The sequence below is a fragment of the Pseudomonas sp. LS-2 genome (assembly GCF_003605735.1).
Taxonomy (GTDB): Bacteria; Pseudomonadota; Gammaproteobacteria; order Pseudomonadales; family Pseudomonadaceae; genus Aquipseudomonas.
Genome location: NZ_QXTJ01000017.1, coordinates 49,417 through 74,035, shown reverse-complemented (window position 1 = coordinate 74,035; position 24,619 = coordinate 49,417). Strand labels below are relative to the sequence as shown.

Genomic DNA, 24,619 nt, shown 5'->3' with positions numbered 1-24,619 from the left:
GGCAGAAGCGATTACGCATTCATGCCACTGGCTCTGATCGTTCCCAAGGACCAACGGCCTGATCGTTCCCACGCTCCTGCGTGGGAATGCCTTGCAGGACGCTTTGCGTCCGCATTGACGCAGAGCGTCAATCGCGGCGTTACCACGCGGAGCGTGGGAACGATCAAATGCCGAGTGGTGGGAGGATCACCGCACCGCTCTTGATTCTGCCGAAGGCGTGGGAGGCCGGCCTGCCGACGATCTGCCGGGAACCGGCAGCAGACCCGGTAGATGGGGTCTGCCTGATCCTGCAGGGTGTTTGAGTTTACTGCTGCTGCGCAGCAGATCGTCGGCAAGCCGGACTCCCACGCCCTCCGGGCAGAAGCGATTACGCGTTCATGCCACTGGCTCTGATCGTTCCCAAGGACCAACGGCCTGATCGTTCCCACGCTCCAGCGTGGGAATGCCTTGCAGGACGCTCCGCGTCCACGTTGACGCAGAGCGTCAATCGCGGCGTGACCACGCGGAGCGTGGGAACAATCAAACGCCGAGAGGAGGGGCAGGATCACCGCACGGCTCTTGATTCTGCCGAAGGCGTGGGAGGCCGGCTTGCCGACGATCTGCCGGGAACCGGCAGCAGACCCGGTGGATGGGGTCTGCCTGATCCTGCAGGGTGTTTGAGTCTACTGCTGCTGCGCAGCAGATCGTCGGCAAGCCGGACTCCCACGCCCTACGGGCAGAAGCGATTACGCGGTCATGCCACTGGCTCCGATCGTTCCCAAGGTCCAACGGCCTGATCGTTCCCACGCTCCTGCGTGGGGATGCCTTGCAGGACGCTCCGCGTCCACGTTGACGCAGAGCGTCAATCGCGGCGTGACCACGCGGAGCGTGGGAACGATCACGTACGCGCTGGCGCTAAGCTTGCTTGAGATTCACGCGGTACCAGCTACAGGCGACCAACAGCCTCAAAACCCATCATGCCTGGGCAATCGCTGCGACAGCTCATCCAGCAGCTTCTGCTCGCGCTTGTCCTCAAGCGCCCGGGCTTCATCGATGTAGCGCTGCACCAACTTGCGCAGTCCTTCGACCCGCGCATAAGCCTTCTGCCATTCATCCCGCGCCTTGTTCACGTTGTTCTGATGCCAGACCAGACTCTGACGCTGCTGACTGACCGCAGTCTCCAACTGATTGAGAAAGCGCTGATAATTCATCAGCCACTGGCCAGACACCCCGTGAGCACCTTTGTCGATCCATTGCTGCTGATAGTCGGAACGGAATCTCTCCAGATCGCCCAGCTTGGCCTCGGCTAACCGCACCTGCCCCTGAAAATGCCCCAGACGCTGAACGGCCGTTTTCTCGGCCTTCTCGGCCATCTCCACCACCGGAGCGAGACGGCCAGCGCGACTCTGCGCCATGACCTATCAGCTCCCGCCCTGAGGGTTGAAGATCTTCGCCAGTTGAGCCTCGCTGCTCTGCATGCTTTCGTTGTCATGCAAACCCTGGCGCAGGTACTGCACCAGTTGCGGTTGCAGATTGATCGCAAGGTCGGTTTCGCGATCGCCGCCGGCCACATAAGCGCCGACGCTGATCAAGTCGCGGCTCTGTTGATAACGCGACCACAGCTGCTTGAAATACTGCGCCTGGACCATGTGCTGCGCATCGACCACGGACGGCATGACCCGGCTGATGGAGGCTTCGATGTCGATGGCCGGATAATGCCCCTCCTCGGCCAGACGCCGGGACAGCACGATGTGTCCGTCCAGCACCCCCCGCGCCGAGTCGGCAATCGGGTCTTGCTGATCGTCGCCTTCGGACAGCACGGTATAGAACGCGGTGATCGAGCCACCGCCCTTTTCGGCGTTACCGGCGCGCTCGACCAGCTTGGGCAGCTTGGCGAACACCGAAGGCGGATACCCCTTGGTCGCGGGCGGCTCGCCAATGGCCAGGGCGATTTCCCGCTGGGCCTGGGCGAAACGGGTCAGGGAGTCCATCAGCAACAGGACGTTCTTGCCCTTGTCACGAAAGTATTCGGCGATGCGGGTGCAATACATGGCCGCGCGCAGACGCATCAACGGTGCGCCGTCCGCTGGCGACGCCACGCCCACCGAGCGCTTGAGGCCTTCTTCGCCAAGAATGTGCTCGATGAACTCCTTCACCTCGCGGCCCCGTTCGCCGATCAGTCCGACGACGATGATGTCCGCCTCGGTGAACCGGGTCATCATGCCCAGCAGCACACTCTTGCCGACGCCGGTACCGGCGAACAGCCCGAGACGCTGCCCCCGACCTACCGTCAACAAACCGTTGATGCAGCGAATGCCCACGTCCAGCGGCGTGCTGATCGGGTCACGTTTGAGGGGGTTGATGGTCGGGCCGTCCAGCGGCACCCAGTCTTCGGCTTTCATACCGCCCTTGCCGTCCAGTGGACGACCGGCGCCATCGAGCACGCGACCGAGCATGGTCATACCCATCGGCAGACGCCCGGTGTCCGGCAGCGGCACGACGCGGGCACCCGGCGCGATACCGGCCACGCTGCCCACTGGCATCAGAAACACCTTGCCACCGGCGAAGCCCATGACTTCTGCTTCGACTTCAACCGGATGGTGACTGTCGTCGTTAATCACCACGCAGCGGCTGCCCATGGCCGCACGCAGCCCTTCGGCTTCGAGGGTCAGGCCGACCATGCGCAGCAGACGCCCCTCGACCACCGGCTGCACAGGCAGCTTGATGGCGTCGGCGTAAGTACTCAGGCGCTTGCCGAAGCTGGTGCGCTCAAGACGCATCGGAAGCGTCCGCCTGTTTCTGCATCACGTGTTCGGCACTCTTGATCGCAGCTTCAAGATCGACACTGACATCGGACACTGCGGGGTGCAGCGCCTGTTCGTGCAACTGATCGAACATCTTGGCAATGGCCACGCTCAGACGCGTCTCGACCGTGGCATCAATGCGACTGTGCTCGGTTTCGACCCGGCAACCGCCCGGTTGCAGGGTGTCGTCTTCGAGAATGCGCCAGCTTTCCTCGTGGCGTTCGCGCAGGGCTTTGACCTGAGCGAAGTCCTGAGAGTTGACCAGAATGCGCACGTTGTTGGCGCCCATCGGCAGCAGGCGCAACGCGTCCTGCAAGACCTTGCCGATCTGGCTGGAATCGGTTTTCAGTTCGCGCTGAATCACCTCGCGAGCCAGGTGCTCGACGAGTTGAACCAGGGATTTCTCGATCTGCGCGTCCTGGTCGGCAATCGGTTCGAGCAGGTGCGTCATCAAGGTTTCCAGGCCTTCCAGCTTGGCTGCCAGGGCGACTTCCGCCTCCTGACGCACCTTGAGCTGAGTGCTGTGGAAACCCTCTTTTTCACCAATGGCGAAACCCTCGTTGTAGGCGTCCTGACGGATGCTTTCCAACTCTTCCAGGGTCAGTGGCTGGACTTCTTCCAGCGGCACTTCTTCGCTTTCGGCCGGCTCCGGCTCTTCGGCGACCGGTTCCGGCTCGGGTTCTTCGACCTGAGGGTCGAAGCTGGGCAATGCCCAGACATCCAACCCGCGCAGATCCTTGGCGCGGATGAGCTCGCTGGGTGCTTCTTTATCGGAGCTGAACATCGACTGCACCTGTTGTTAAATCATTTCCTCGCCACCTTTGCCGCCGAGAACGATCTCCCCGGCCTCCGCCATACGACGCGCAATGGTGAGGATCTCTTTCTGTGCAGCTTCCACGTCGCTGACGCGAACCGGGCCTTTGGCCTCCAGGTCGTCGCGCAGCAGCTCGGCGGCACGCTTGGACATGTTCTTGAAAATCTTTTCCTTGATCGCGTCGTCCGAACCCTTCAATGCCAGGACCAGCACATCGGAGGAGACTTCGCGCAGCAAGGCCTGAATGCCACGGTCGTCGACGTCGGACAGATTGTTGAAGACGAACATCAGGTCTTCGATCTGCGTCGACAGGTCTTCGTCCACTTCGCGGATCGAATCCATGAGCTGACCTTCGATCGAACTGTCGAGGAAGTTCATGATATCCGCCGCACGCTTGATACCGCCCAGGGTGGTACGCGACGTGTTGGCGTTGCCCGAGAACTGCTTCTCGAGGATCTGGTTCAGTTCTTTCAGCGCCGCAGGCTGCACGGTGTTCAGCGAGGAGACGCGCAGAATGATGTCCAGACGCACCTTGTGGTCGAAATGGCTCAGCACTTCACCGGCCTGGTCGGCGTCGAGATAGGCGACGACGATGGCCTGGATCTGCGGGTGCTCGTAGCGAATGACGTCGGCCACGGCCCGCGGTTCCATCCACTTGAGGCTGTCCAGACCACTGGTGTTACCACCCAGCAGAATCCGATCGATAAGGCCGTTGGCCTTGTCTTCGCCCAATGCCTGAGTGAGCATCTTGCGAATGTAGCCGTCAGAGCCGATGCCCACGCCGGTCTGATCGCCGATGACGTCGACGAACTCGCTCATCACCTGCTCGACCTGCTCGCGGTGCACATTGCGCATCTGCGCCATGGCAACGCCGACACGCTGAACCTCTTTGGGGCCCATGTGACGCAACACCTGCGCAGCATCGGTCTCACCCAGGGTGAGCAGCAGGATCGCAGCCTTATCAACGCGGCTCATTTTGACCGCAGCAGCACGACTATCACTCATCTGTGTTGATCCACTCTTTTACGACCTGAGCCACACGAGCCGGGTCTTCAGCCACCAGGCTCTTGATTGCGTTGAGCTGCGCGTCATAACCCTCGCTCGGGCTTGGCAGCAGAATACTTTGCGGACCGCCCAGACTCACGCGGTCGTTCGCCAGTTCACCGTCCAGCCCGACCATGCCGCCCAGCTCGACGTCGCCGTCAGCCAGTTTGCTCTTCGGATTGGTGATGTTGTTCAGCACCGGACGCAGTACGCCGAATACCAGCACCAAGATGAAGATCACGCCCATCGCCTGTTTCACGATGTCCCAGAACCATGGCTGCGAGTAGAACGGGATGTCCGGAATCACTTCGCCACGGTCGGTCGAGAACGGCACGTTGATCACGCTGACGCTGTCGCCACGGCTCGCATCGAAGCCCACCGCGTCCTGCACCAGACGGGTGAAGCGCGCCAGTTGATCGGCGGTCCACGGCACCATGGTGGTTTCACCGTTCGCCGGGTTGACCTTGACCTGATCGTCCACCACCACCGCAACCGACAGGCGATTGATCTTGCCCTGCTGTTGCTTGGTGTGGCTGATGGAACGGTCCAGCTCGAAGTTCTTGGTCGACTGGTTACGCTTGTCCGACGGGTACGGCGCCAGCATTGGCTGACCGGTGGCCGGGTCCATGATCTGCTGACCGTTGGCGTCCAGCAGCGGTTGGCCTGGAGCAATCGGGCCCGTCGCACCGGCAGCACCGGCGGCGGCGTTCTGCGGTGCAGTGGCCGGGCCTGGTGGCTGGTTGCTCAGCGCGCCAGGGACGCCTTGCGGGCCGCTGCTGCTGGAACGTTGTTCGGTGACCGACTGCTCGCTGCGCAAGGCAGGCTGGTCAGGGTTGAAGCTTTCAGCAGTGGATTCCACTGCGCTGAAATCCACGTCGGCCGAGACTTCAGCCTTGTAGCGGTCATTGCCCAGCACGGGTTGCAGAATGTTCTGCACACGCTGAGTCAGCATGCCTTCCATGCGACGGGTGTAATCGAACTGCTTGCCGGCCATGGTCAGCTCGGAATTCTCCGACTGATCGGTCAGCAGGTTGCCTTTCTGGTCAACGACGGTGACTTGGGATTTGGTCAGTTCAGGCACGCTGGTCGCCACAAGATTGACGATTGCCATCACCTGGCCCGGCTCCAGACTGCGACCGGCGTACAGCTCCACCAGCACCGAAGCGGTGGGCTTGCGATCGTCACGGACGAACACCGAACTCTTCGGAATCGCCAGGTGCACGCGAGCGGCCTTGATGTTGTTCAGGCTGGAAATGGTGCGCGCCAGTTCGCCTTCCAGACCACGACGATAACGAGTGGCCTCCATGAACTGGCTGGTGCCCAGGCCCTGGTCCTTGTCGAGAATCTCGAAGCCGACGTTGCCATCGGTCTGCGCGATACCGGCACCGGCCAGTTTGATGCGCGCACGGGACAGGTCCTCGGACTTGACGAGCAAGGCACCGGAATTCGGTTCGATGGTGTAAGGAATGTCGGCCTGCGCCAAGGTATCCATCACCTGCTTGGTGTCCATGCCCGACAGGCTGCCATACAGCGGCTTGTAGTCCGGCTGCTGCGACCAAAGCACGACGGCAAAACCAATCGCCACGCTGGCAGCCAGACCGACCATGAGGCCGACCTGACGCAGCATGGTCATCTCGGACAGATTTTGCAGGAACGCCAAACCGAACATTGGCGGTTTGTTTCCTGTCGCACCCGTTTTGGCGGGTACGTTATCGGCGACGGCTTCAGCCATGACTTAAATCGTCCTCAAACCGGCATTTGCATGATGTCTTGGTACGCCTGAACCAGCTTGTTGCGTACCTGGGTCAGCGCTTGAAACGAAACGCTGGCTTTCTGCGAGGAAATCATCACGTCGGTGAGATCCACGCCGCTCTTGCCCATCTCGAAGGCCGAGGCCAGTTGATTGGACGCCTGCTGGGTGTCGTTGACCTTGTTCACGGCCATACCGAGCATGTCGGAAAAACGGGTGGCACCTGCCTGCTCCGGCGCTTCGATAGCTTTCGGCTTGGCCATGGCGTCCATCTGCATGGAGCGCATGTCCAACATCAACCGATTAAATTCAACACCTTGGCTCATGGACTTCTCTCTCAAAGGGGTCGCAAATTTTTGACACGGATTCAGCGGTTACCCATGTAGTAGCAACAACGATGCCAGACCAGTGACGGCACAGTGCCAGCTTTTCATGAAAGTACTCGGGGTGGTTACAGAACGGGTTTTTTCAGAGGGTGATGAAGATCCGTAGCAGCACGGCTTGCCGGCGGTAGCGCTCTAAATGAGGCCAACGCCGGCAAGCCGTACTGCTACAGATGCGGTGATTGGTCGCGGGCACGCGCCTCGCGCTCGTATCAGGACGCGAACAGATACCCTTCGACGTCCATCCCGGCGTCACGCATCTGGGCCAGTTTGTAGCGCAACGTACGCGGGCTGATACCCAGGCGTTCGGCGGCTTCCTTGCGACGGCCTCGCTCGGCGCGCAGGGTGTCGATGATCATCTGGAACTCGCGACGGCGCAGGTCTTCGCCCAATGCCCCGGCCAGTTCGCCACTGCCGCCCTCCGCTGACGAATCCGTGGCGCTGGAGGTTGTCGGCAATACAGGCGAAACCTGTAGGACCGGTGCAGCGGTCGATACCGAAGCGAAGGTGATCGGGCCAGCCAGGCAGAAATCCTCGGCCTGTATCACCCCGCCCTGCTGCAGAATCAGCGCGCGCTGCACGGCGTTGTCGAGCTCGCGCACATTGCCCGGCCAGCTGTAGCCGACCAGACACTTCTGCGCTTCGGCCGAGAGCCGCACCGGCGCGTGCTTCATTTTATTGACGTGTTTGGCCAGCAGACGCTCGGCCAACGGCAGAATGTCGGCGGGGCGCTGACGCAACGATTGCCAGGCCAGCGGGAACACCGACAGCCGGTAGAACAGGTCTTCACGGAAACGCCCCGCCGCCACTTCGCCCGCCAGATCGCGGTTGGTGGTGGCGAGCACGCGGATGTCCAGTTCAATAGGCTTGCGCGCACCGACCCGCTCCACCTCGCGTTCCTGCAGCACCCGCAGCAACTTGGCTTGCAGACCCATCGGCATTTCGGAGATTTCGTCGAGCAAGATGGTGCCGCCGTCGGCCTGTTCGAACTTGCCCGGCTGCGCTGCAATGGCACCGGTAAACGAACCCTTCTCGTGACCGAACAACGTGGCCTCGAGCATGTTGTCCGGGATCGCTGCGCAGTTGATGGCAATGAACGGTTTTCCGGCGCGGGGCGACTGCTGGTGAATGAAGCGCGCCAGCACTTCCTTGCCCGTCCCCGACTCACCCGAAATGAGCACAGTGGAATCGCTTTTTGCCACGCGACTGGCCAGATTCAGCAGTTGCACGCTGGCAGGCTCGACCGCAATAGGCCCTTCGCCATCGGCCGGCCCCAGACGCCCCAACGCATGACGCGCTACCAGGCACAACAGCGCCTTGGGCTCGAACGGCTTGACCAGATAATCGGCGGCGCCTTGACGCATCGCCTCGACGGCGCGATCAACCGCGCCATGGGCCGTCATCAACAGCACCGGCAACTGCGGATAGCGGCTGCGCAATTGACTGAGCAACTGGTGCCCGTCCATGCCCGGCATATTGACGTCACTGACCACCAGACTGAACGAGGCTTGCGCCGCCGCCATAAGCGCCTCTTCAGCAGATCCGACGGCATGGTAAGCGTGCCCCGCCAACTCCAGGGTTTCGCCCAGCGCTTCTCGCAGTGAAGGATCGTCTTCGACCAGCAATACCTTGATCGTCATGAGTAATCGTCCACTGCACTGGCCACTGCACCGACGCGCGGAATGAGCGGCAAGGAAACGATGGCACAGGTGCCGCGCCCCGGACGCGAACGGAATTGCACCTGCCCCTGATGAGCGCGAGCAACGGCGGTGACCACCGCCAACCCCAGACCGGTTCCCGTGGTTTTGGTGGTGAAGAACGGCTCGCCGATCCGTGCCAAGGCAGAGGCGTCGATGCCACTGCCATTGTCACTGATGCACAATCGCAAGGTGTTGCCACGGCTGTATGCATGAACCTTGATGCGCGAACGCCCTGCACTGGCCTGCACTGCGTTCTCGATCAGGTTGAGCAGCGCGCCCACCAGCGTGTCGCGGCTGCACAGCAATTCGCCATCGATGCCATCACACTGCCAACGCACCGCCGCACCGCGGACATGGGTCTGAGCTGCAGACTCCAGCGCCGCGACCAGCGCGTTCGGACTGAGCCGGTCGGTCAGCGGCAATTCGCCGCGGGCAAACACCAGCATATCGCGCACCTGATGCTCCAGTTCATGCAGGCGTTCCTTCAAACGCCCGGCAAAACGCTGCTGGGTTTCGACGTTCAACGCCTGCTCAGTCAAATGACTGGCGTAGATCATCGCGGCGGACAACGGCGTGCGGATCTGATGCGCCAGCGACGCCACCATACGACCCAGCGACGACAGACGCTCGTGGCGCGCCAGCTGGCTCTGCAGGTGACGGGTTTCAGTCAGGTCGTTGAGCAGCACCAGTTGCCCAGGCTCAGCGTCCAGTGAACGGGTGGCAATCGACAGGCGACGCCCGTCCTTCAATGAGATTTCATGGCCGTCATCCTCTCGCGGCGCAAAACAGCGGGCGATGACATGGCGCCAGAGCATGCCGATGAGCGGCTCGCCCAACAGGTCGAGCGCCGCCGGATTGGCTTCGCGAACCATGCCGTGCGCGTCGATGACGATCACGCCGCCGGGCAACAGGTCGAGCAGGTTCTGCAGGCGGTTGGCCAGACGTTCTTTCTCGGCCAGCTCCTGCATCCGCTGGGCACTGACCACCGCCAGTTCGCCCTTGAGTTCGGTGACGCGGGCTTCCAGCAGGCTGTAGGAATCGGTCAGTTGCGTCGACATCTGATTGAACAGGGCAAACGCCTGTTCCAGTCCTTGTCGGCTTTCCATCTCCGGGGACGGCTGCACTTGCGAACCGGGTAAAGCAGGTTCGGAAGACATCTGAGCGGCCTGGGGCATAGTTGATCTCTCGCGTGGCGAACCGTCAGTAAACGGTATGTGTTGCAAGAGACGTAGCAATCCCCGTGCCGAAAAAAAACCGCTGAAAAATCAGCGGTTTATTTTTGACGCGTCAAACCAGTGTCAGTCCTCGCCCTGATCGTCGCCCTCGCGGCGGCTCATCCCGTACTTGCGCATCTTCTCCACCAGCGTGGTGCGGCGAATACGCAGACGTTCGGCGGCACGGGCCACAATGCCGTTGGCATCGTCCAGCGCCTGCTGGATCAGCCCCTGCTCCAGACCACCGAGGTAGTCTTTGAGGTCCAGACCTTCAGGTGGCAGCATCGCACTGTTAGCGAAGTTCGGCGTATGACCATTGATTGCCACGCGCTCTTCCAGATCGCTGCGCAGGCTGTCGACCAGTTGCTCGTCTTCGTCGTCGACGTAGCGGAATTTCTTCGGCAGTTCCGCGACACCGATCACCCCATACGGATGCATGATCGCCATGCGCTCGACGAGGTTGGCGAGTTCACGAACGTTGCCCGGCCAGCCGTGACGGCACAGCGACATGATTGCCGCCGAATTGAAACGGATCGAGCCACGCTTCTCATGCTCCATGCGCGAAATCAGCTCGTTCATCAGCAGCGGAATGTCTTCCACGCGCTCACGCAACGGCGCCATTTCAATCGGGAACACGTTAAGGCGGTAATAAAGGTCTTCGCGGAAGCCACCGGTCTCGATCATGTCTTCGAGATTTTTGTGAGTGGCTGCGATGATGCGCACGTCGACGCTCTGAGTCTTGTTGCTGCCCACGCGCTCGAAGGTGCGCTCCTGCAGCACGCGCAGCAGCTTGACCTGCATCGGCAGTGGCATGTCACCGATTTCATCGAGGAACAGCGTGCCACCGTTGGCCAGCTCGAAACGCCCCGCCCGACTGGTGATCGCACCGGTGAACGCGCCTTTCTCGTGACCGAACAGTTCGCTTTCCAGCAGCTCGGCGGGGATGGCACCGCAGTTGACCGGGACGAACGGCGCGTCGCGACGTTTGGAATGGTAATGAAGATTGCGAGCGACCACTTCCTTGCCGGTGCCGGACTCCCCGAGAATCAGGACGCTGGCATCGGTGTCGGCCACTTGCTGCATCATCTGGCGCACGTGCTGGATGGCACGGCTGGTGCCGACGAGGCTGCGGAAGAGATTGGGTTCGCGCTGACGGCCACGTTCACGGGCCTGGTCGTACATCTCGCGATAGACCTGGGCGCGGTGCAGGGAGTCCAGCAGCTTGCTGTAGCTAGGGGGCATCTCGACGGTGGACAGCACCCGCCGACGCAGGTCTTCGGCCAGTTCGCCCGGAGAATTTTCACCCATCAGCAATACCGGAAGGAACTCATCCCATGCCGCAACGGTCTTAAGCAGCCCTTGAAGACTGCCCGGAACGTTCACGGAGCCGACGAGAACGCACAGGACTTCCCGAGTGGACGTCAGGGAGCCCACGACTTGCTGCCAGTCAGTGCTGGAGCAGGAGAGGTTTTCGTCGCCGAGAAAATTCAGAATCACCGCCATGTCGCGGCGGCGCTGGCTATCGTCATCGATCAGCAGAATCTTGATTTCACGCCACATGCAATAGCAACTTCCCTAGTCAACTCGATGCCCATTCAGGGGCAAGCTTGGCATTTGTACTGTCCGCAGGACGCTACATCAACCAGAAATTAGTGAACATCACTAGTTAAGTCAAAAAACCGTACACAGTCAATTTTATGGCGCACAAACTTTTTTGATCAACCAAGCGTCAACCAAACAGATGGTAAACCTTTGCGGCGCTTTTCGCTCGTTGGATCTGCGACATTTCATCGACAATTGCCTGACGCTCCCCCACGGCGATGTCTATCATCTGCCTATACACGCCCAACAACTCTTCCAGATTGCTGCGTAGATCAGGCTCATCATCGTTCGCCTCGCGCATGACTTCATCGACACAGGCACGGCATGCCAGATCGAGCTTGCCAATTGCCTCCCAGTCACGCTCGGCGAGCGCACCGACCAAGGCCTCGCGGGTTTCTTCGATTCGCTTGAGTGCAGCACTCATGGTGATCTCCTTTACAACGCCGGTGGCTGATCGCCAATCGCGTCCCAACCTTCCTTCACCGTCGTCAGCAGACCGCTGACCTCGTCGAGGATCTTCAGATCGGACTTGATATTGGCCTGGGCCAGACGCTGCATCATGTAGACATACAGATTGTCGACATGGGCCAGGGCCTGCGCCTGCTTCTCCATGTCCAGACCTTCACGCAGACCGCCGACGATCTCGATGGCCTTGCCGATCAGAACGCCTTTGGCCGGCGTGTCCTTGCGCTCGATGGCTCCCTTGGCCTGGGCGATACGGTCCAGGCCGGCTTCCATGAGCATCTGCACCAGACGGTGCGGCGTGGCCACGGCGGTCTGGGCTTGTGAATTGACCTTCTGATACTGCCGAAGGGCTGCCATACGGTTCATGCTCTTACCTCGCACAACTCGAAGTTTCTATATTCAGGGTATCGACACGGCTTTGAGAAACTTTAAGGCCAGATGCCAAAAACCCGGCACTCTGGCCGGGTCGTGGTTCATGCGTCGATCATCAGCCGCTCTGCTGGGCGTTCAGCGAGTCGAAGAAGGACGTGATGCTCGTCGCAGACGCCTTCAACTGCCCTACCAGCAAGTCCATCGCGTTGTACTTGGCGGTCAGCGTTGCGGTCATGGTGGTGACACGCAGGTCTAGCGCCGTTTGCTGATCGGTCAGATCGCTCTGCTGCTTGTTCAGGCTGCTCTTTCGTGTATCAAAGATGCCGCCGGTCTGGGTGTACGGGCTGATCGCCGCGTTCATGCGCGAGATCAGACCATTACTGCCATCGCCGGTACCGCTGAACAGCTGCTGCACGTCGCCCGCCAGGCCCTTGGTCATCGCGGCGTCGAATTTAGTGCCGTCCAGAGACAGCGTACCGTCGGTCTGACTGGTCGAGATTCCCAACTGAGACAGCACCGTCAGATTTCCCGACGCGCCGGTGGTCACCAACTCATTACGCATGGCCGACAGAATCGAGCGCGGCATGGAGTCGCCGGTCAAAGCGGCCGGTGTGACCGTGGCACCGGTAGTCTTATCTGGCGTGTCGCTGATGGTGGCCTTGGTGACCGAGCTGATCGCCCTGACAACCGTGTTGTAGGAATCGATAAACGCCTGAAGCGAGGTTTTCAGGCCGTCCGTGTTGGTGCTGACCGTCACGGTGGTCGTCGAGCCCTTGCTACCTGGTTGAAGGGTCAGCGCTACACCGCCCAGATTCTTGTCGATGGTGTTGCTGGCACTGATGAAATTGAAGCCGTCTACGGTCACGTCGGCGTTGACGGGTTTTTCGCCAATGTAGCCCGCAGAACTGGCCGATGTGGTGTCAAGCTTGGTACCGCTATTGATCGTGAAGCCTGCGATATCACTGGTGGTGCTGATATCGGAATTCAAACCCGTGACCGACGAGCCCAGCACCATACGTGTGCCGTTGGCGTCGGTAATGAGGTTGGCACTGATGTTGGTCGTGCTCGAGTCGGCGTTGATCTGCTTGACCACCGACGCAAGGGTCGCGCCCGCCGCAATGGTGTAGCTTTTGGAAATGCCATTTTGAGTGATGGTCAGGTTACTACCACTCGGAATGGCACTGGTAGAGTCGGCAAACGCTGCCGTTGCCACGCTGGAACTGGTGGCCAATGCATTGACGGTGACGGAGTGAGTACCCGGCACTGCGGTGTTATCGGACTTGACGGTGACTTTGGTCTCGTCGGAAGACTTGGCAGAATAACCTGCGAAATTCAGGCTGCTGGTGGTGCCGGTAGGTGGCTTCAACAGCGTCTGAAACGCGGACATCGCCGATTGCAGCGTGCCGATGCCGGAAAGTTTGGTGGTGACCAGTTTGGTCTGAGTAGTGATCTGCGTCTGCTTCGCCAGTTTGTCGGCGTTGACCAGCGCGGTCACGATGTCCCCGATTGCCAGGCCCGATCCAAGACCGGTTGACGGGGTAATTGGACTAGCCATTTGAGTCTCCTTCCAGGGTTAGTCGGTCTTTTGACAACATCTTGCATCGAAAGAACCGCGTTCACGTTTCATGCCAGTTAAACTTTTGCGTCGAACAACAGGCTGTTTGCGTTTTTCAGACTGTCGGCGATCTTCAGAGCCTCAGCAGACGGCAATTGCCGAACCACTTCACCCGTCTCAGTGGCAATCACCTTCACGACGACCTGCCCCGAACCCTCGTCAATCGAGAACTCGAGATTGCGTCGAACCGACTGAAAGAATTTTTCCATTTCCTGAACGGCAGCTTTCAAGTCCTTGGACTCTTTATCGGCATTGGAGTCTTTACTCGTCGCCGTTTCCGATTTCGCGGCAGGAGCCGGAGCAGAAACGACGTGAGGTGCCACGGCCTGCTTGTCAGACACCACTGGCGCTGGTTGCACAGACTGCACCGCTGGGTAAGACAAGTTCAACCTGGTGCTGATGTCCATGTCCACTCACCTCTCAAAGTAAAAAGGCGGAAGAGTACGCAAGCACACTCCCCCGCCAAAACTCACGATCCGATATTACTGAAGCAGTTTCAGTACAGCGGATGGCAGCTGGTTAGCCTGGGCCAGAACAGAGGTGGAAGCCTGTTGCAGAGTCTGTTGCTTGGTCAGGTTAGCGGTTTCAGCTGCGAAGTCGGTGTCTTGAATACGACCCAGTGCAGCGGTGGCGTTTTCGTTGACGTTTTGCAGGTTGGAGATCGTGCTGCTCAGACGGTTTTGCGCAGCACCGAGGTTTGCACGAGTGGCGTTGATCGATGCCAGAGCGGCGTCGATAGCGGTGATCGCGTTGTCGATGTTGGCAGAAGCAGTACCGGTGCTACCAGCAGTACCGGTGATGGCTACCGAGCCGCTTGCCACGGACAGGGAAGTGGCGTCGAACTTGGAGCTCAGAACCAGGTCGATGCGGTTGGCCGAGCCAGTGCTCGAACCTACTTGCAGAGTCATGGTGCCAGCCGAACCGTCCAGCAGGTTCTTGCCGTTCAGGTTGGTCGAAGCCGAGATACGAGTCAGTTCGTCCGACATCTGGCCGAATTCAGCGTTCAGAGCGGTACGGTCAGCAGTGCTGTTCGTGTCGTTTCGTGCTTGTACAGCCAGTTCACGCATACGCTGCAGAATGTTGGTCGATTCTTGCAGAGCGCCTTCAGCGGTCTGAGCCATCGAGATACCGTCGTTGGCGTTCTTGATTGCTACAGTCTGACCACGGATTTGCGAAGTTTCGCGAGTAGCGATCTGCAGGCCGGCGGCGTCGTCTTTGGCGCTGTTGATTTTCAGACCGGAAGACAGACGGGTCATCGAAGTCGACAGTGCGTCCGAAGCGCGGCTCAGGTTCTTCTGAACAGCCAGGGAAGCTACGTTGGTGTTTACGCCTAAAGCCATGATGAATTCCTCGTTGGTTGGGTACTGCGGCTTTCCGGCCCTGGCAAGCGCCGGGTGTGGCCTAGAGAACCTACGTAATGTTTATCGTCGTATCTGGAAGGAGCTTGAGGGCAATTTGAAAATTTTTTGCCACCAGAGCGCCACCCCTGCTTTTGACGGGGGTTACAAAGCGTTTCGGCGCGACTCCCATAAGCTTTAATCACAACGATAACCACCTGACTGCCAACGGATTCAAGACCGGGCACGCCCTGGAACGCGCCCGGTTACGGCGTGGCCTATAGAGGCATGGAAATCACTGAAGCAGCTTCAATACCGCCGCCGGCAGCTGATTGGCCTGGGCGAGGATGGCGGTCGAGGCTTGTTGGAGGGTTTGTTGTTTGGTCATCTCAGCTGTTTCGGCCGCGAAATCCACATCAAGGATGCGCCCGCGGGACACGGAAACGTTCTGGATGACGTTGCTGATGTTAGAGACCGTTGCCGCCAACCGGTTTTGTTTGGCACCCAGCTCTGCGGTGGCTTCGTCGATCAGTCCAATCGCATGGCTCAAGACGTTGATCACATTATCGATGTTGTCCCCCATCGCCTTGTTATTCAATGCCCGCTGGATCTTGATGTCTTCGGTAACGGCATTCTCAGCGGCAGCCAGCTCCTGACTTGCCTTGGCAACGGCCTCCCTCAGAGGCGCAAGCGTTGCCTCATCCGTTGCAGTGGATTGGGTGAATGCATCCTTTGCTGTTTGCAACTCGCCCTGCTTAGTGGTGACCGCATCTGTCAATGCAGTATCCGCCGTAAAGGTCGTCGACGTATTACGATGCCCGGTTCCATCAATGGCCAGCGGAGTATATTCGCCTGCATTCACGCCCTTGGAGCCAGTGGTTTGCCCAGCCACCGCTGGTTCCGCAGCGATTGCTGTCGTAGGCTTCAACAGCGACTCCGTCGACATGTCCCGATCAAGCGTCAGGCTGATTTCCTCACTCGGCCCAGTGTTAGCGCCCACATGGAACGTCAAGGTTCCGGCCGAGCCATCGAGAAGCCTCAAGCCACTGCCGAACTTAGTATCTTTGGATATGCGCGTGAGCTCCTGACTCATCTGTTGAAATTCTTGGTTCATCGCGTCTCGCGACTTGGCGTCGTAGTTGCCATTTTTGGCTTGAAGACCGAGGTCACGCATACGCATCAGAATATTGGTCATTTCTTTCATCGCGCCCTCGGCTGTTTGCGCAATGGAGATGCCGTCGTTGGCGTTCTGCGCTGCCACGGTCAACCCCCTGACCTGCATCGTCAGGCGGTTGGCCACCTGCAGACCTGCAGCATCGTCCTTTGCGCTATTGATTCTCAGACCAGAAGAAAGACGAGACATGGAAAGACTTAATGCATCCGAGGACCGATTGAGATTCCGTTGAACAGACAGTGAAGCGTTATTGGTATGAACGGTTAAAGCCATTTTGAATTCCCTCGTTGATAGAAACGGCTGGTTTTCTAAAGCGGGGAAGTCCCTTTCTCCCGGAAAACCTACATGGGCCTTATCGACGATGCATCAGAGGGCTTTAACAACTTTCCAGCCACACACTCAGTGCCATCACGACAAATGTCGGATGAATATTTCGCTAAGTCCTTAAATACACGGAGGTTAAAAAAAATCAAAAAAAACAGCCCATTCGGACTGTTGATTAACGGTGAGTTGTGACGCCATGTAGGACTTTTCCACGACTTTTACTTATCGGGAAACATTAACCCTTATGAAAAACGAAAGAAGTCCTCAATGATCCGCCGCTTCGACGGTTTCTGTATCAACCCGTCTTCGCCGGCGAACACCATGCAGCCCGCAGCGACGTCTGTGCTGATGACACTCACGCTTTGGGCGATGAGTGCTTCTTTGCCGATGTGGCAGCCGCCGATCACTGCGCTGTTGGGATAGAGAATCACGCCCTCGTCAAGTACCGGTGCGATACCGTGGTTTTTACCGACGGTAGAATTCTGGTAGACGACCAGGTAGTTGGAGTAAGTGGCCTTGGCGAATACGATGCCGGTCGAGTGTCCGATGAAAAAGATCTCCGGCATATGGATCTCATAAAACAGATCGATTCCGTTAAGGGCCTTATTCAGCAGAAACAGTTTGGTGGGCACTTCGGTCGTGCCGGTTTCGCGCCATACCGTATTGGACAGGTAATAGAGATAGGTGCAGTACTGCGAGGAGTGCAAGTAGTTGAATGCGTCCGGGGTCCAGGTTTTGACCGCATTGATGCAGACATGCAAACGGGACAGGGCTTGGTCTATATATTGCTCAATCAAAACGCGGGCCTGCTCTTCGCGTCCGTCAGGCAACAGGTTCGCCAATTGCCGGGTGGTAAACGCCACCAACCCGTCACGCCCCAGGGTCAGGATATTGAGCGGTTTCGTCATGTGGAAGTCCTGAAAATATCGAATCGCATGAGGGGGTGCGGTGGTCAGTCAGTACGCCTTGAGCAAGCCGACCAGGTCATATTCCAGCCAGTCCGCCACCCCGATCCAGTCCTGCCGCTCCTGACATTGCAGGATCGCGCCAAGGACATGGGCCCAGGCCGCGTGTCGCTCCTGGGAGTCGGCGAATATCGGCACAGCGGCGTCTACCAGATCGACCATCTTCAGCGCGGCCTCGATATCCCGTCCCAGGCGAAACAACTGTGCGCAGCGACGGGCCTCGTCGATGAGCGATGCAGGTGTTTTCATGAGGCCGTCCAGTCTGGGTCAAATTCGGCACCGACGATGGTCGCGCCGTCGCGGCTGGTGTTGAAGAACTGCACTTCAGGATGCTTGACGATGTAGCGCTCCAGTTCGATGAGGTAGCTGCGGAAATTGAGCTGTGTCTTGACCTTGTTCCCACGACCGTCGCGCACCCAGTGTCTGGCGATGTTCATTTCCGGCCCCAGATCGCCGTCCTGCCAGCCCGTGTGGGTCTTGCCACCGGGGAAAGCGAAATCGGCGCCGAACAGCGTGATGCGGCTTGCACCCATCTTCACTGCCAGATCAATGGCAGGATGAATCACGCTGCCGCCCACATGCAGCGTAGCCCTGGGGATCTGTTTACGGATATCGGCGTAGACCGGGCTGGAGGAATAGCCGACGTAGCGCGGCCCTTGCCAGGCCTTGAGCATCGCGGCTTCCTGACGTGGCAGGTAGACCAGTGCGATGTCGCGAGTGTCGGACGGCGGAAGGTGGCGGGTGCTGATGCGGTGATCGATGCTGACCACCAGATCGGGCTTGATCCCCTGATTGCGCAGCGGCACGTAGGCGGTGTCGACACAGATGAACAGCGGCCTGTCGGCGCGTTGCCAGGTACTCAGCAAGCGCGGCAGATGCTGTTGCAGGCTTGGGCCGGTGGCGATGACGAACACATCACGGCCTGGTTGGGTGCCGAACAGCGTGGCGACATCGGTGTCGGCTTCCAGCAGTGCCCTGCCCTGCTCCAGTCTCTGGAGGTTGTCCGGGTTGTCCGCCGAGAAATCCTGATTGGTGAAGGTCACGTGAACTTCGCTGACCAGCCGATCACGAATCCGCGCGTTGGCATCGTCGGCCAGCACCAGCTCCGCTGGGAGCGCGAAGAACGGCAACTGAATCTCGGCATGTTCGTCGGCGTAACCCAGCACGACGCGCGGATCGGTCAGCCAGTCCTGTTGATCCACCAGTCGCAATACCTGCATGAACAGCGCGCCATTGAGGATGTGCATCTGGAGCTCGAGCAGTGTTTGGGCTTGCAGCAGGACGCGTTGCAGATCGCCAAGGCCGGTGCCATAGAGATGAACCACGGGGCAGTTGGCGGGCAGGCTGGCGGCCTGGATTTGCGCTTCGGCAAGGTGATCGTGACGACTGGTGAGCTGGATGCCGGCCACGCTTACGGTCCACGCCCGGCCTTCGACAAGCACGACGGGAACGGATGAGGGGGTTTCGGCAGACAGCCGCAGCGCAATTTCGGGCCAACGCTGTTCAATGACAGCAAGGTTGCGCTGAAGTATCTCGCTCATGACGGCAGTCCTTTTCGGGCGAGGATAGCAGAACGCAAAAACGGTGACGTGAAGATCAGCGTCACCGTTGCGGATGGAACAGGATCAGGGACGATAAATGATCGCCGAACCCCAGGACAATCCTACGCCAAAACCGCTGAGGGCCACGCGCTTCCAGGTCGCGTTGAGCACATGCTTTTCCAGCAACAGCGGAATGCTCGACGAGACCGTGTTGCCGGTCTCCAGCATGTCCTTGACGAATTTCTCGGGCGCACTGCCCTCTTCGAAGCGGCGCGCCACGGCGTCGACGATGGCAGCGCTGCCCTGGTGGATGCAGAACGCGTCGATGTCCGAGGATTGCAGGCCGGAGTCATGCAGCAGTTCGTTCAGGTGCGCAGGCACCTTGACCAGCGCGAAGTTGAACACCTGACGGCCGTTCATGAAGAAGTTGCCGTTGGTGGTCTTGAGAAATTCCGCACCACCGCCGTCGGTGCCGAATTTCGACTTGCCCAGTTGCCAGGGTGCGTCTTCGCCCATCCAGGTCGCGGTGGCCGCATCGCCGAACAGCATGGTGGTGTTGCGGTCTTCGGGGTCGACGATCTTGGAGTACGGATCGGCGGTGATCAGCAGCCCGTTTTTCAGACCGGCGGCTTCCATGAACCCTTTCAGCGCATAGATGCCGTAAACGTAGCCCGAGCACCCCAGGGAGATGTCGAACGCCGCGACGTGGGTCGGCAGGCCGAGTTTGTGCTGAACGATGGCAGCGGTGTGTGGCAGGCCTTCTTCATCGCCGTTCTGGGTGACGACGATCACTGCGTCGATGGCGTCCCGCGACAGCTGCGGGTTGTTGGCGAACAACTGGTTGGCTGCTTCGACGCACAGGTCTGAAGTTTCCTGTGTGTCGTCCTTGCGTGGCAGAAAAGCAGAACCGATCTTGCCAAGGATGAAGTCTTCATCCTTCCCGAATTTGGCACCCTGCGCGTAATTGTCGACGCCGGCTGCAGGCACGTAACTCGCTATGCTCTTAATGCCAATCATCATGGCTTCCCAATCAAAAACTGCTGAACATCACCCGTCGCCATGAGGCGGGGCATTGAAAATCCGGGGCTTGAGGCCGAAAAAAATGGCAACGTCAGGACGTAATGGCGTTCAGAAGTTCTCCGAAATCAGCCTGATGCCTTCATTGCCTGCAAGCACGATACAGTGAAGATGCCCGTTATGACTCACAGGTCACCAAAAGTTTTACATGCTTTTAGCTGACCGATGGGCACTGCGCAAGGGTGCAATCGCTTTCAGACAGGCAATTGACATGAAGGCGTCATGGGTTTGTGAACCGTGAGCCAATTGCCAGCAGACGGCCCATCTGTAGCAGCCCGGCCTTTGACTCTGGCTGCAGGCCGTGGGTGGCGCCGGGTGGCGCTCCACCTTGTCGAAGCGCGCTCAGGGTTTTGATTCTGGCCGCAGGCCGTGGGAGCTGCCGGGTGGCGCTCCACCTTGTCGAAGCGCGCTCAGGGTTTTGATTCTGGCCGCAGGCCGTGGGAGCCCGACTTGTCGGCGATCTGCCGGGTACCGGCAGCAAGAACGGCGACTTCGGTCGATCCGCCCCACCACAATGATCGTTCCCACGCTCCAGCGTGGGAATGCCTCGCAGGACGCTCCGCGTCCGCACTCGCAGAAGCGCGTCCTGATTCACCCCACCACATCCCAGCTCAACGCCGTGCCGCGCTTGATGGCGCATCGCGCCTTGCGACCGAGAACGGCGTCGATGTGCTTCGGGGCCAGGCCGAGGCCGGGGCGGATGGCGCGGATGTTGTATTTGCTGAAGCGCTCGCCTTCGGCGATGTCTTGCACCACATACAGCGAGCGGCGGAAGACCAGGGATTTCTGCTCCGCCAGAGTCGCGCCGTAGTGCACCCGGCCCAGGCCCTGCCAAGCGCGTTCGGTTTCGCTCACAAGGCTGGCCATCTCGGCCGGCTCCAGGGAAAAGCTGGCGTCTACACCGCCCTCGGCGCGGTCGAGGGTGAAGTGTTTTTCGATCACGGTCGCGCCCATCGCCACGGCGGCAACCGATACCCCCACGCCCATGGTGTGGTCGGACAGCCCCACCTGACAGCCGAACAATTGCGCCAGGTGGGGAATCGTTCGGATGTGGCTGTTTTCGGGCGATGCCGGGTAGGTGCTGGTGCATTTGAGCAACACCAGATCCGTGCACCCTGCCTCGCGCGCCGCCCGCACGCTTTCGTCCAGTTCGGCGATGCTCGCCATGCCGGTGGAAATGATCATCGGTTTTCCGGTGGCCGCGACCTTGCGGATCAAAGGAATGTCGGTGTTTTCGAAACTGGCGATCTTGTAGGCCGGCACGTCGAGGCTTTCGAGAAAATCCACGGCGCTCTCATCGAACGGCGTGGAAAACGCCAGCATCCCGAGTTCCTTCGCCCGGGCGAAAATCGGCGCGTGCCATTCCCAGGGCGTGTGCGCCTGTTCATACAGCGCGTAAAGCGACGACCCGGCCCACAGGCTGTTGGGGTCCTTGATGAAGAACTCGCCCTCGTCGATGTCCAGCGTCATGGTGTCGGCGGTATAGGTTTGCAGCTTGAGCGCATGAGCGCCGGCCTTCGCGGCGGCCTCGACGATGCGCAATGCCTGATCCAGCGACTGATTGTGGTTGCCGCTCATTTCCGCGATGACGAACGGCGGGGCATCGGGGCCGATGGTTATTGAACCGATCTTGAAGCTATTCATCACTGAGCACTCGCTGAAAATGACGCTCGGCCGAGGTGTACCCGGCCTTCTGAAAAAGAGAAATGGACACCGCGTTATCCGCCAGCACCTGCGCGCGAATCACCCGCACCTGCGGCCAATGCCGTCGCAGGAAGCGCTCGCCCCCGCTCAGCAGCGACTGGCCCCAGCCAACCCCGGTCTGCCCTTCGAACAGATAGATCGACACGTCGACGCCCTCGCCTTCACGGTCGTAGCGCACCATGCCGACAGGACCGCTCACCGTTTCACCGATCAGGATGAGTCGCTGCGGATCCTCGAGGCTGCGCGCCAGCCAGGCTAGGTGATCGTCGCGATCAATCAGCTCGCGATTGAACGCCCACTGCCGGACGTGTGGTGCATTGCGCCCGTCGAACAGCAGACCGGCATCCCGTTCGCCAGCCTGCCGCAGCGACAGTCCCTGCCCGGTCAACGCCACCGCCAGACGCTGCGCCCCCCGGCCATCGACCAACGCCCGCGAGCGCTCGGCGAAACTCTGACGCAGTTCGCGGTTATCACGCAGCAGCGCAATGGCCTGAATCAAGGTGTGTGGGTCAAGAGCATCGTGCGGCCCCAGGTACAACTGCCCGCCCGCCTCCGCCAGCAAACGGGCATTCAGTGCCTGGTTGTGGGCCACCGAAATGCAGATCGTCGGCAAGCCCAACGCAGCGCGCTCCCAAGTCGTGCCGCCGCCGGCGCCGATGAACAGATCGGCCTGTTGCATCAACGCGAAGAAGTCACTGACCAGCGCGTGCAGTCGCCAGTTCGGATGCGCCTTCGCCAGTTGGCTCATGGCGTCCCATTCGGGATTGTCCAGCCCGGCAACGAAATCCACTTGCAGGTCCTCAAAGCCCTGCAGCGCCAGCATCGTCGCGTGCACCTGTCGCGCCGCATCGAAGCCGCCGAAATTCACCAGCACGCGCTTCACCCGGGGTGCGATGACGATGGGCTGGCATTGAAACTCATCGCGCATGAGGGCGAAGCGCGGGCCGAGGAACGTCTTGCAGTCGTCGTTGAGCCACGGCGCATAAGGGCGTTCGAGCACCTGAGCCGAATAATTCTGATCCAGCAGCACGTCCACCGCGTGGGGTCGATTGGCGAGGTCATCGATGGCCATCAGGCGATCGGCAAATGGTCGAGCCGCATTCTCCCAGCGGGCATCCAGACCGTAATGGTCAACGATCAGCCAGTCGAAGCGCGGTGCGTCTTTCAAGACGTCGGCAAGGGCGTCGATGTCGGCTTGCCACGGCAGAACCGTTTCAATGCCCGGATCACTTTGCGCCTGCGGATAGCGCTCGGGCAAACCGAGGGCGATATAGCCTTGTTCGGCCAGACGTCGCAGCGCATGGCCAGGCAGGCGTCGGCAAGCGAAGACCACGTCGACGCCATCCTTGCGCAGGACGTTGGCCAGTGTCAGGCAGCGTGCAATGTGGCCACTGCCGATGGCTGTCGAGGCATCGGCACGAATGAGCACTCTCACGGCTGTAATTCCCCGCCGGCCTTGAGCGCGGCGTAAAGGTATTCGGCACGCAGCCAGTCTTCCTCGTTGTCGATGTCCTGAACCAGATGCCGCGGCAGGACCACCGGCAGGCTGAGCTCGGAAAAGATCACGTCGCCACGCAGCCAGGCCTCGCTGCGCCCCCAATAGAACTGACCGGCGTCCTGATAGGCCGCTGGCAGATCCTGGGAACGCACAGTGCGGTACTCAGGGTGCATCGACCTCAGGCTGCCATCGTCGTTGATCAGCAGCGCCCGCTGCACCGGAAAACCGAAGCCGCAGACCGAAAACGCATAGGATTTGTCGGGCGCGGCCTGCAACGCCTGCAACCCCTGGCGCAGAAACCGCGCTTGCAAGAGGGGTGCGGTGGCGTAGATGCAGCAGGTGTAGTCATAGCGCCGATCCAGCGCACCGATGGCATGCTCGATCACGGCCGCTGTGCCGGTGTAGGCGTCGGCCAGCGCTGCCGGGCGCATGAATGGCACCTGCGCGCCATGGGACCGTGCGACCTGGGCAATTTCCTCGTCATCGGTGCTGACCACCACGCGCTCGAACAGACCGCTTGCCAGCGCCGTGCGGATCGAGCCGACGATCATCGGCTCGCCGTTGAACAGCTTCAGATTCTTGCGAGGGATGCGCTGACTGCCGCCACGGGCAGGGATGATCGCCACTGCGTTCATGGACGTTTTTCCAGCAGGAACCAGGTGATGTCGTCGGCGGGGAACTGCGGATCGCGGCGGTAGACGAATCCGTAGTCGAGCAATTTGAGGTCAGTGAAACGATCGAGCATCTCACCGGCAAAATCGCGCTTGAACAGCTTGCCGCCATTGCCGCGATAAGACACCTCCACCGGTGCCGGGTTGTAATACTCGGCGAGCAACACGTACCGCGAGCTGAGATGATAGAGCTGATCGTAAGCCTGGTTCAGCCACTCAGGCGCCAGGTGAATCAGCACCCCTTTGCTGAAGGTCAGGTCGTAGCTGCGCAGGCGTGGAAAATCGAACAGCGAACCGTGCCACACCTCGGCGATCCCCAGGGACTGCACCTGTGCGTGAGCCTTGGCGTTGATTTCGACGCCATTGAGCTCACAGCCTGGCAATAACCGACTCAGCGCCAGCAGATTGTTGCCGGCGTTAGTGCCCAGTTCGAGCAGACTCGTGAGCCCCTGAACCCGGCCCAGCGCTTTGGCGAACAAGGCGATGTTCGCCGAAATCAGCGCCTGGCCCTGGTTGCGCTCCACGTATCGATCGCCGAAATCGCCTTGCCAGAATTGCTCTTGCTCGGTCAGTTCTCGCATGTCCC

Annotated in this window: 23 protein-coding genes; all 23 read right to left on the bottom strand. The window is 60.0% G+C overall.

Annotated features, from left to right (window positions below):
• Nucleotides 1–944: 944 nt before the first annotated feature.
• On the bottom strand, nucleotides 945–1,394 hold the full coding sequence (fliJ, locus tag D3M70_RS12245) for a flagellar export protein FliJ (RefSeq protein ID WP_120126026.1): 450 nt from the start codon (nucleotides 1,392–1,394) through the stop codon (nucleotides 945–947).
• A 6-nt stretch (nucleotides 1,395–1,400) separates the two neighbouring features.
• The gene (fliI, locus tag D3M70_RS12240; protein WP_120126025.1) at nucleotides 1,401–2,759 is read right to left on the bottom strand and encodes a flagellar protein export ATPase FliI; all 1,359 of its coding nucleotides are present in this window, start codon (nucleotides 2,757–2,759) and stop codon (nucleotides 1,401–1,403) included.
• Entirely contained in the window at nucleotides 2,749–3,567 is an 819-nt protein-coding gene (gene fliH / locus D3M70_RS12235; RefSeq protein ID WP_120126024.1) for a flagellar assembly protein FliH, read from the bottom strand. The genes fliI and fliH overlap by 11 nt, the downstream gene beginning before the upstream one ends.
• Before the next feature lie 15 nt (nucleotides 3,568–3,582).
• Nucleotides 3,583–4,602: a flagellar motor switch protein FliG gene (gene fliG, locus D3M70_RS12230; RefSeq protein ID WP_120126023.1), complete on the bottom strand. Its 1,020-nt coding sequence runs from the start codon at nucleotides 4,600–4,602 to the stop codon at nucleotides 3,583–3,585.
• On the bottom strand, nucleotides 4,595–6,373 hold the full coding sequence (gene fliF / locus D3M70_RS12225) for a flagellar basal-body MS-ring/collar protein FliF (RefSeq protein ID WP_120126022.1): 1,779 nt from the start codon (nucleotides 6,371–6,373) through the stop codon (nucleotides 4,595–4,597). Before fliF ends, fliG begins: the two co-directional genes overlap by 8 nt.
• A gap of 14 nt (nucleotides 6,374–6,387) precedes the next feature.
• On the bottom strand, nucleotides 6,388–6,717 hold the full coding sequence (gene fliE, locus D3M70_RS12220; RefSeq protein WP_120126021.1) for a flagellar hook-basal body complex protein FliE: 330 nt from the start codon (nucleotides 6,715–6,717) through the stop codon (nucleotides 6,388–6,390).
• Nucleotides 6,718–6,986: 269 nt separating this feature from the next.
• Entirely contained in the window at nucleotides 6,987–8,414 is a 1,428-nt protein-coding gene (locus tag D3M70_RS12215; protein WP_120126020.1) for a sigma-54 dependent transcriptional regulator, read from the bottom strand.
• A complete protein-coding gene (locus tag D3M70_RS12210; RefSeq protein ID WP_256659823.1) occupies nucleotides 8,411–9,631 on the bottom strand; it encodes a PAS domain-containing sensor histidine kinase in 1,221 nt (406 codons plus the stop codon). The genes D3M70_RS12215 and D3M70_RS12210 overlap by 4 nt, the downstream gene beginning before the upstream one ends.
• A 141-nt stretch (nucleotides 9,632–9,772) precedes the next feature.
• Nucleotides 9,773–11,248 (bottom strand): sigma-54 dependent transcriptional regulator, encoded by a 1,476-nt coding sequence (locus tag D3M70_RS12205; RefSeq protein WP_120126018.1) that lies wholly within the window; start codon nucleotides 11,246–11,248, stop codon nucleotides 9,773–9,775.
• Between the two features lie 169 nt (nucleotides 11,249–11,417).
• Nucleotides 11,418–11,714 carry a flagellar protein FliT gene (gene fliT, locus D3M70_RS12200; protein WP_120126017.1) on the bottom strand — a complete coding sequence of 99 codons (297 nt, stop codon included), beginning with the start codon at nucleotides 11,712–11,714 and terminating at the stop codon, nucleotides 11,418–11,420.
• A gap of 11 nt (nucleotides 11,715–11,725) precedes the next feature.
• A complete protein-coding gene (fliS, locus tag D3M70_RS12195) occupies nucleotides 11,726–12,121 on the bottom strand; it encodes a flagellar export chaperone FliS (RefSeq protein WP_120126016.1) in 396 nt (131 codons plus the stop codon).
• Nucleotides 12,122–12,242: 121 nt separating this feature from the next.
• Complete coding sequence (gene fliD / locus D3M70_RS12190) at nucleotides 12,243–13,682, bottom strand: flagellar filament capping protein FliD (RefSeq protein ID WP_120126015.1); 1,440 nt, start codon at nucleotides 13,680–13,682, stop codon at nucleotides 12,243–12,245.
• A gap of 77 nt (nucleotides 13,683–13,759) precedes the next feature.
• Nucleotides 13,760–14,149 carry a flagellar protein FlaG gene (locus D3M70_RS12185; RefSeq protein ID WP_120126014.1) on the bottom strand — a complete coding sequence of 130 codons (390 nt, stop codon included), beginning with the start codon at nucleotides 14,147–14,149 and terminating at the stop codon, nucleotides 13,760–13,762.
• Between the two features lie 75 nt (nucleotides 14,150–14,224).
• Entirely contained in the window at nucleotides 14,225–15,082 is an 858-nt protein-coding gene (locus D3M70_RS12180) for a flagellin domain-containing protein (RefSeq protein ID WP_120126013.1), read from the bottom strand.
• Between the two features lie 292 nt (nucleotides 15,083–15,374).
• Entirely contained in the window at nucleotides 15,375–16,526 is a 1,152-nt protein-coding gene (locus tag D3M70_RS12170; RefSeq protein WP_120126011.1) for a flagellin, read from the bottom strand.
• Between the two features lie 293 nt (nucleotides 16,527–16,819).
• On the bottom strand, nucleotides 16,820–17,485 hold the full coding sequence (locus tag D3M70_RS12165) for a hypothetical protein (RefSeq protein WP_120126010.1): 666 nt from the start codon (nucleotides 17,483–17,485) through the stop codon (nucleotides 16,820–16,822).
• A 48-nt stretch (nucleotides 17,486–17,533) separates the two neighbouring features.
• On the bottom strand, nucleotides 17,534–17,791 hold the full coding sequence (locus D3M70_RS12160) for a hypothetical protein (RefSeq protein ID WP_120126009.1): 258 nt from the start codon (nucleotides 17,789–17,791) through the stop codon (nucleotides 17,534–17,536).
• Complete coding sequence (locus D3M70_RS12155; protein ID WP_120126008.1) at nucleotides 17,788–19,083, bottom strand: motility associated factor glycosyltransferase family protein; 1,296 nt, start codon at nucleotides 19,081–19,083, stop codon at nucleotides 17,788–17,790. Before D3M70_RS12155 ends, D3M70_RS12160 begins: the two co-directional genes overlap by 4 nt.
• Before the next feature lie 84 nt (nucleotides 19,084–19,167).
• Nucleotides 19,168–20,100: a ketoacyl-ACP synthase III gene (locus D3M70_RS12150; protein WP_120126007.1), complete on the bottom strand. Its 933-nt coding sequence runs from the start codon at nucleotides 20,098–20,100 to the stop codon at nucleotides 19,168–19,170.
• A 651-nt stretch (nucleotides 20,101–20,751) separates the two neighbouring features.
• Nucleotides 20,752–21,804, bottom strand: coding sequence for a pseudaminic acid synthase (pseI, locus tag D3M70_RS12145; protein WP_120126006.1), 1,053 nt, complete (start codon nucleotides 21,802–21,804; stop codon nucleotides 20,752–20,754).
• Nucleotides 21,797–23,299, bottom strand: a complete 1,503-nt coding sequence (gene pseG, locus D3M70_RS12140; RefSeq protein WP_120126005.1) for a UDP-2,4-diacetamido-2,4,6-trideoxy-beta-L-altropyranose hydrolase — start codon at nucleotides 23,297–23,299, stop codon at nucleotides 21,797–21,799. Before pseG ends, pseI begins: the two co-directional genes overlap by 8 nt.
• Nucleotides 23,296–23,997, bottom strand: coding sequence for a pseudaminic acid cytidylyltransferase (gene pseF / locus D3M70_RS12135; protein WP_120126004.1), 702 nt, complete (start codon nucleotides 23,995–23,997; stop codon nucleotides 23,296–23,298). The genes pseG and pseF overlap by 4 nt, the downstream gene beginning before the upstream one ends.
• Entirely contained in the window at nucleotides 23,994–24,614 is a 621-nt protein-coding gene (locus tag D3M70_RS12130) for a pseudaminic acid biosynthesis-associated methylase (RefSeq protein ID WP_120126003.1), read from the bottom strand. The genes pseF and D3M70_RS12130 overlap by 4 nt, the downstream gene beginning before the upstream one ends.
• Nucleotides 24,615–24,619 lie beyond the last annotated feature (5 nt).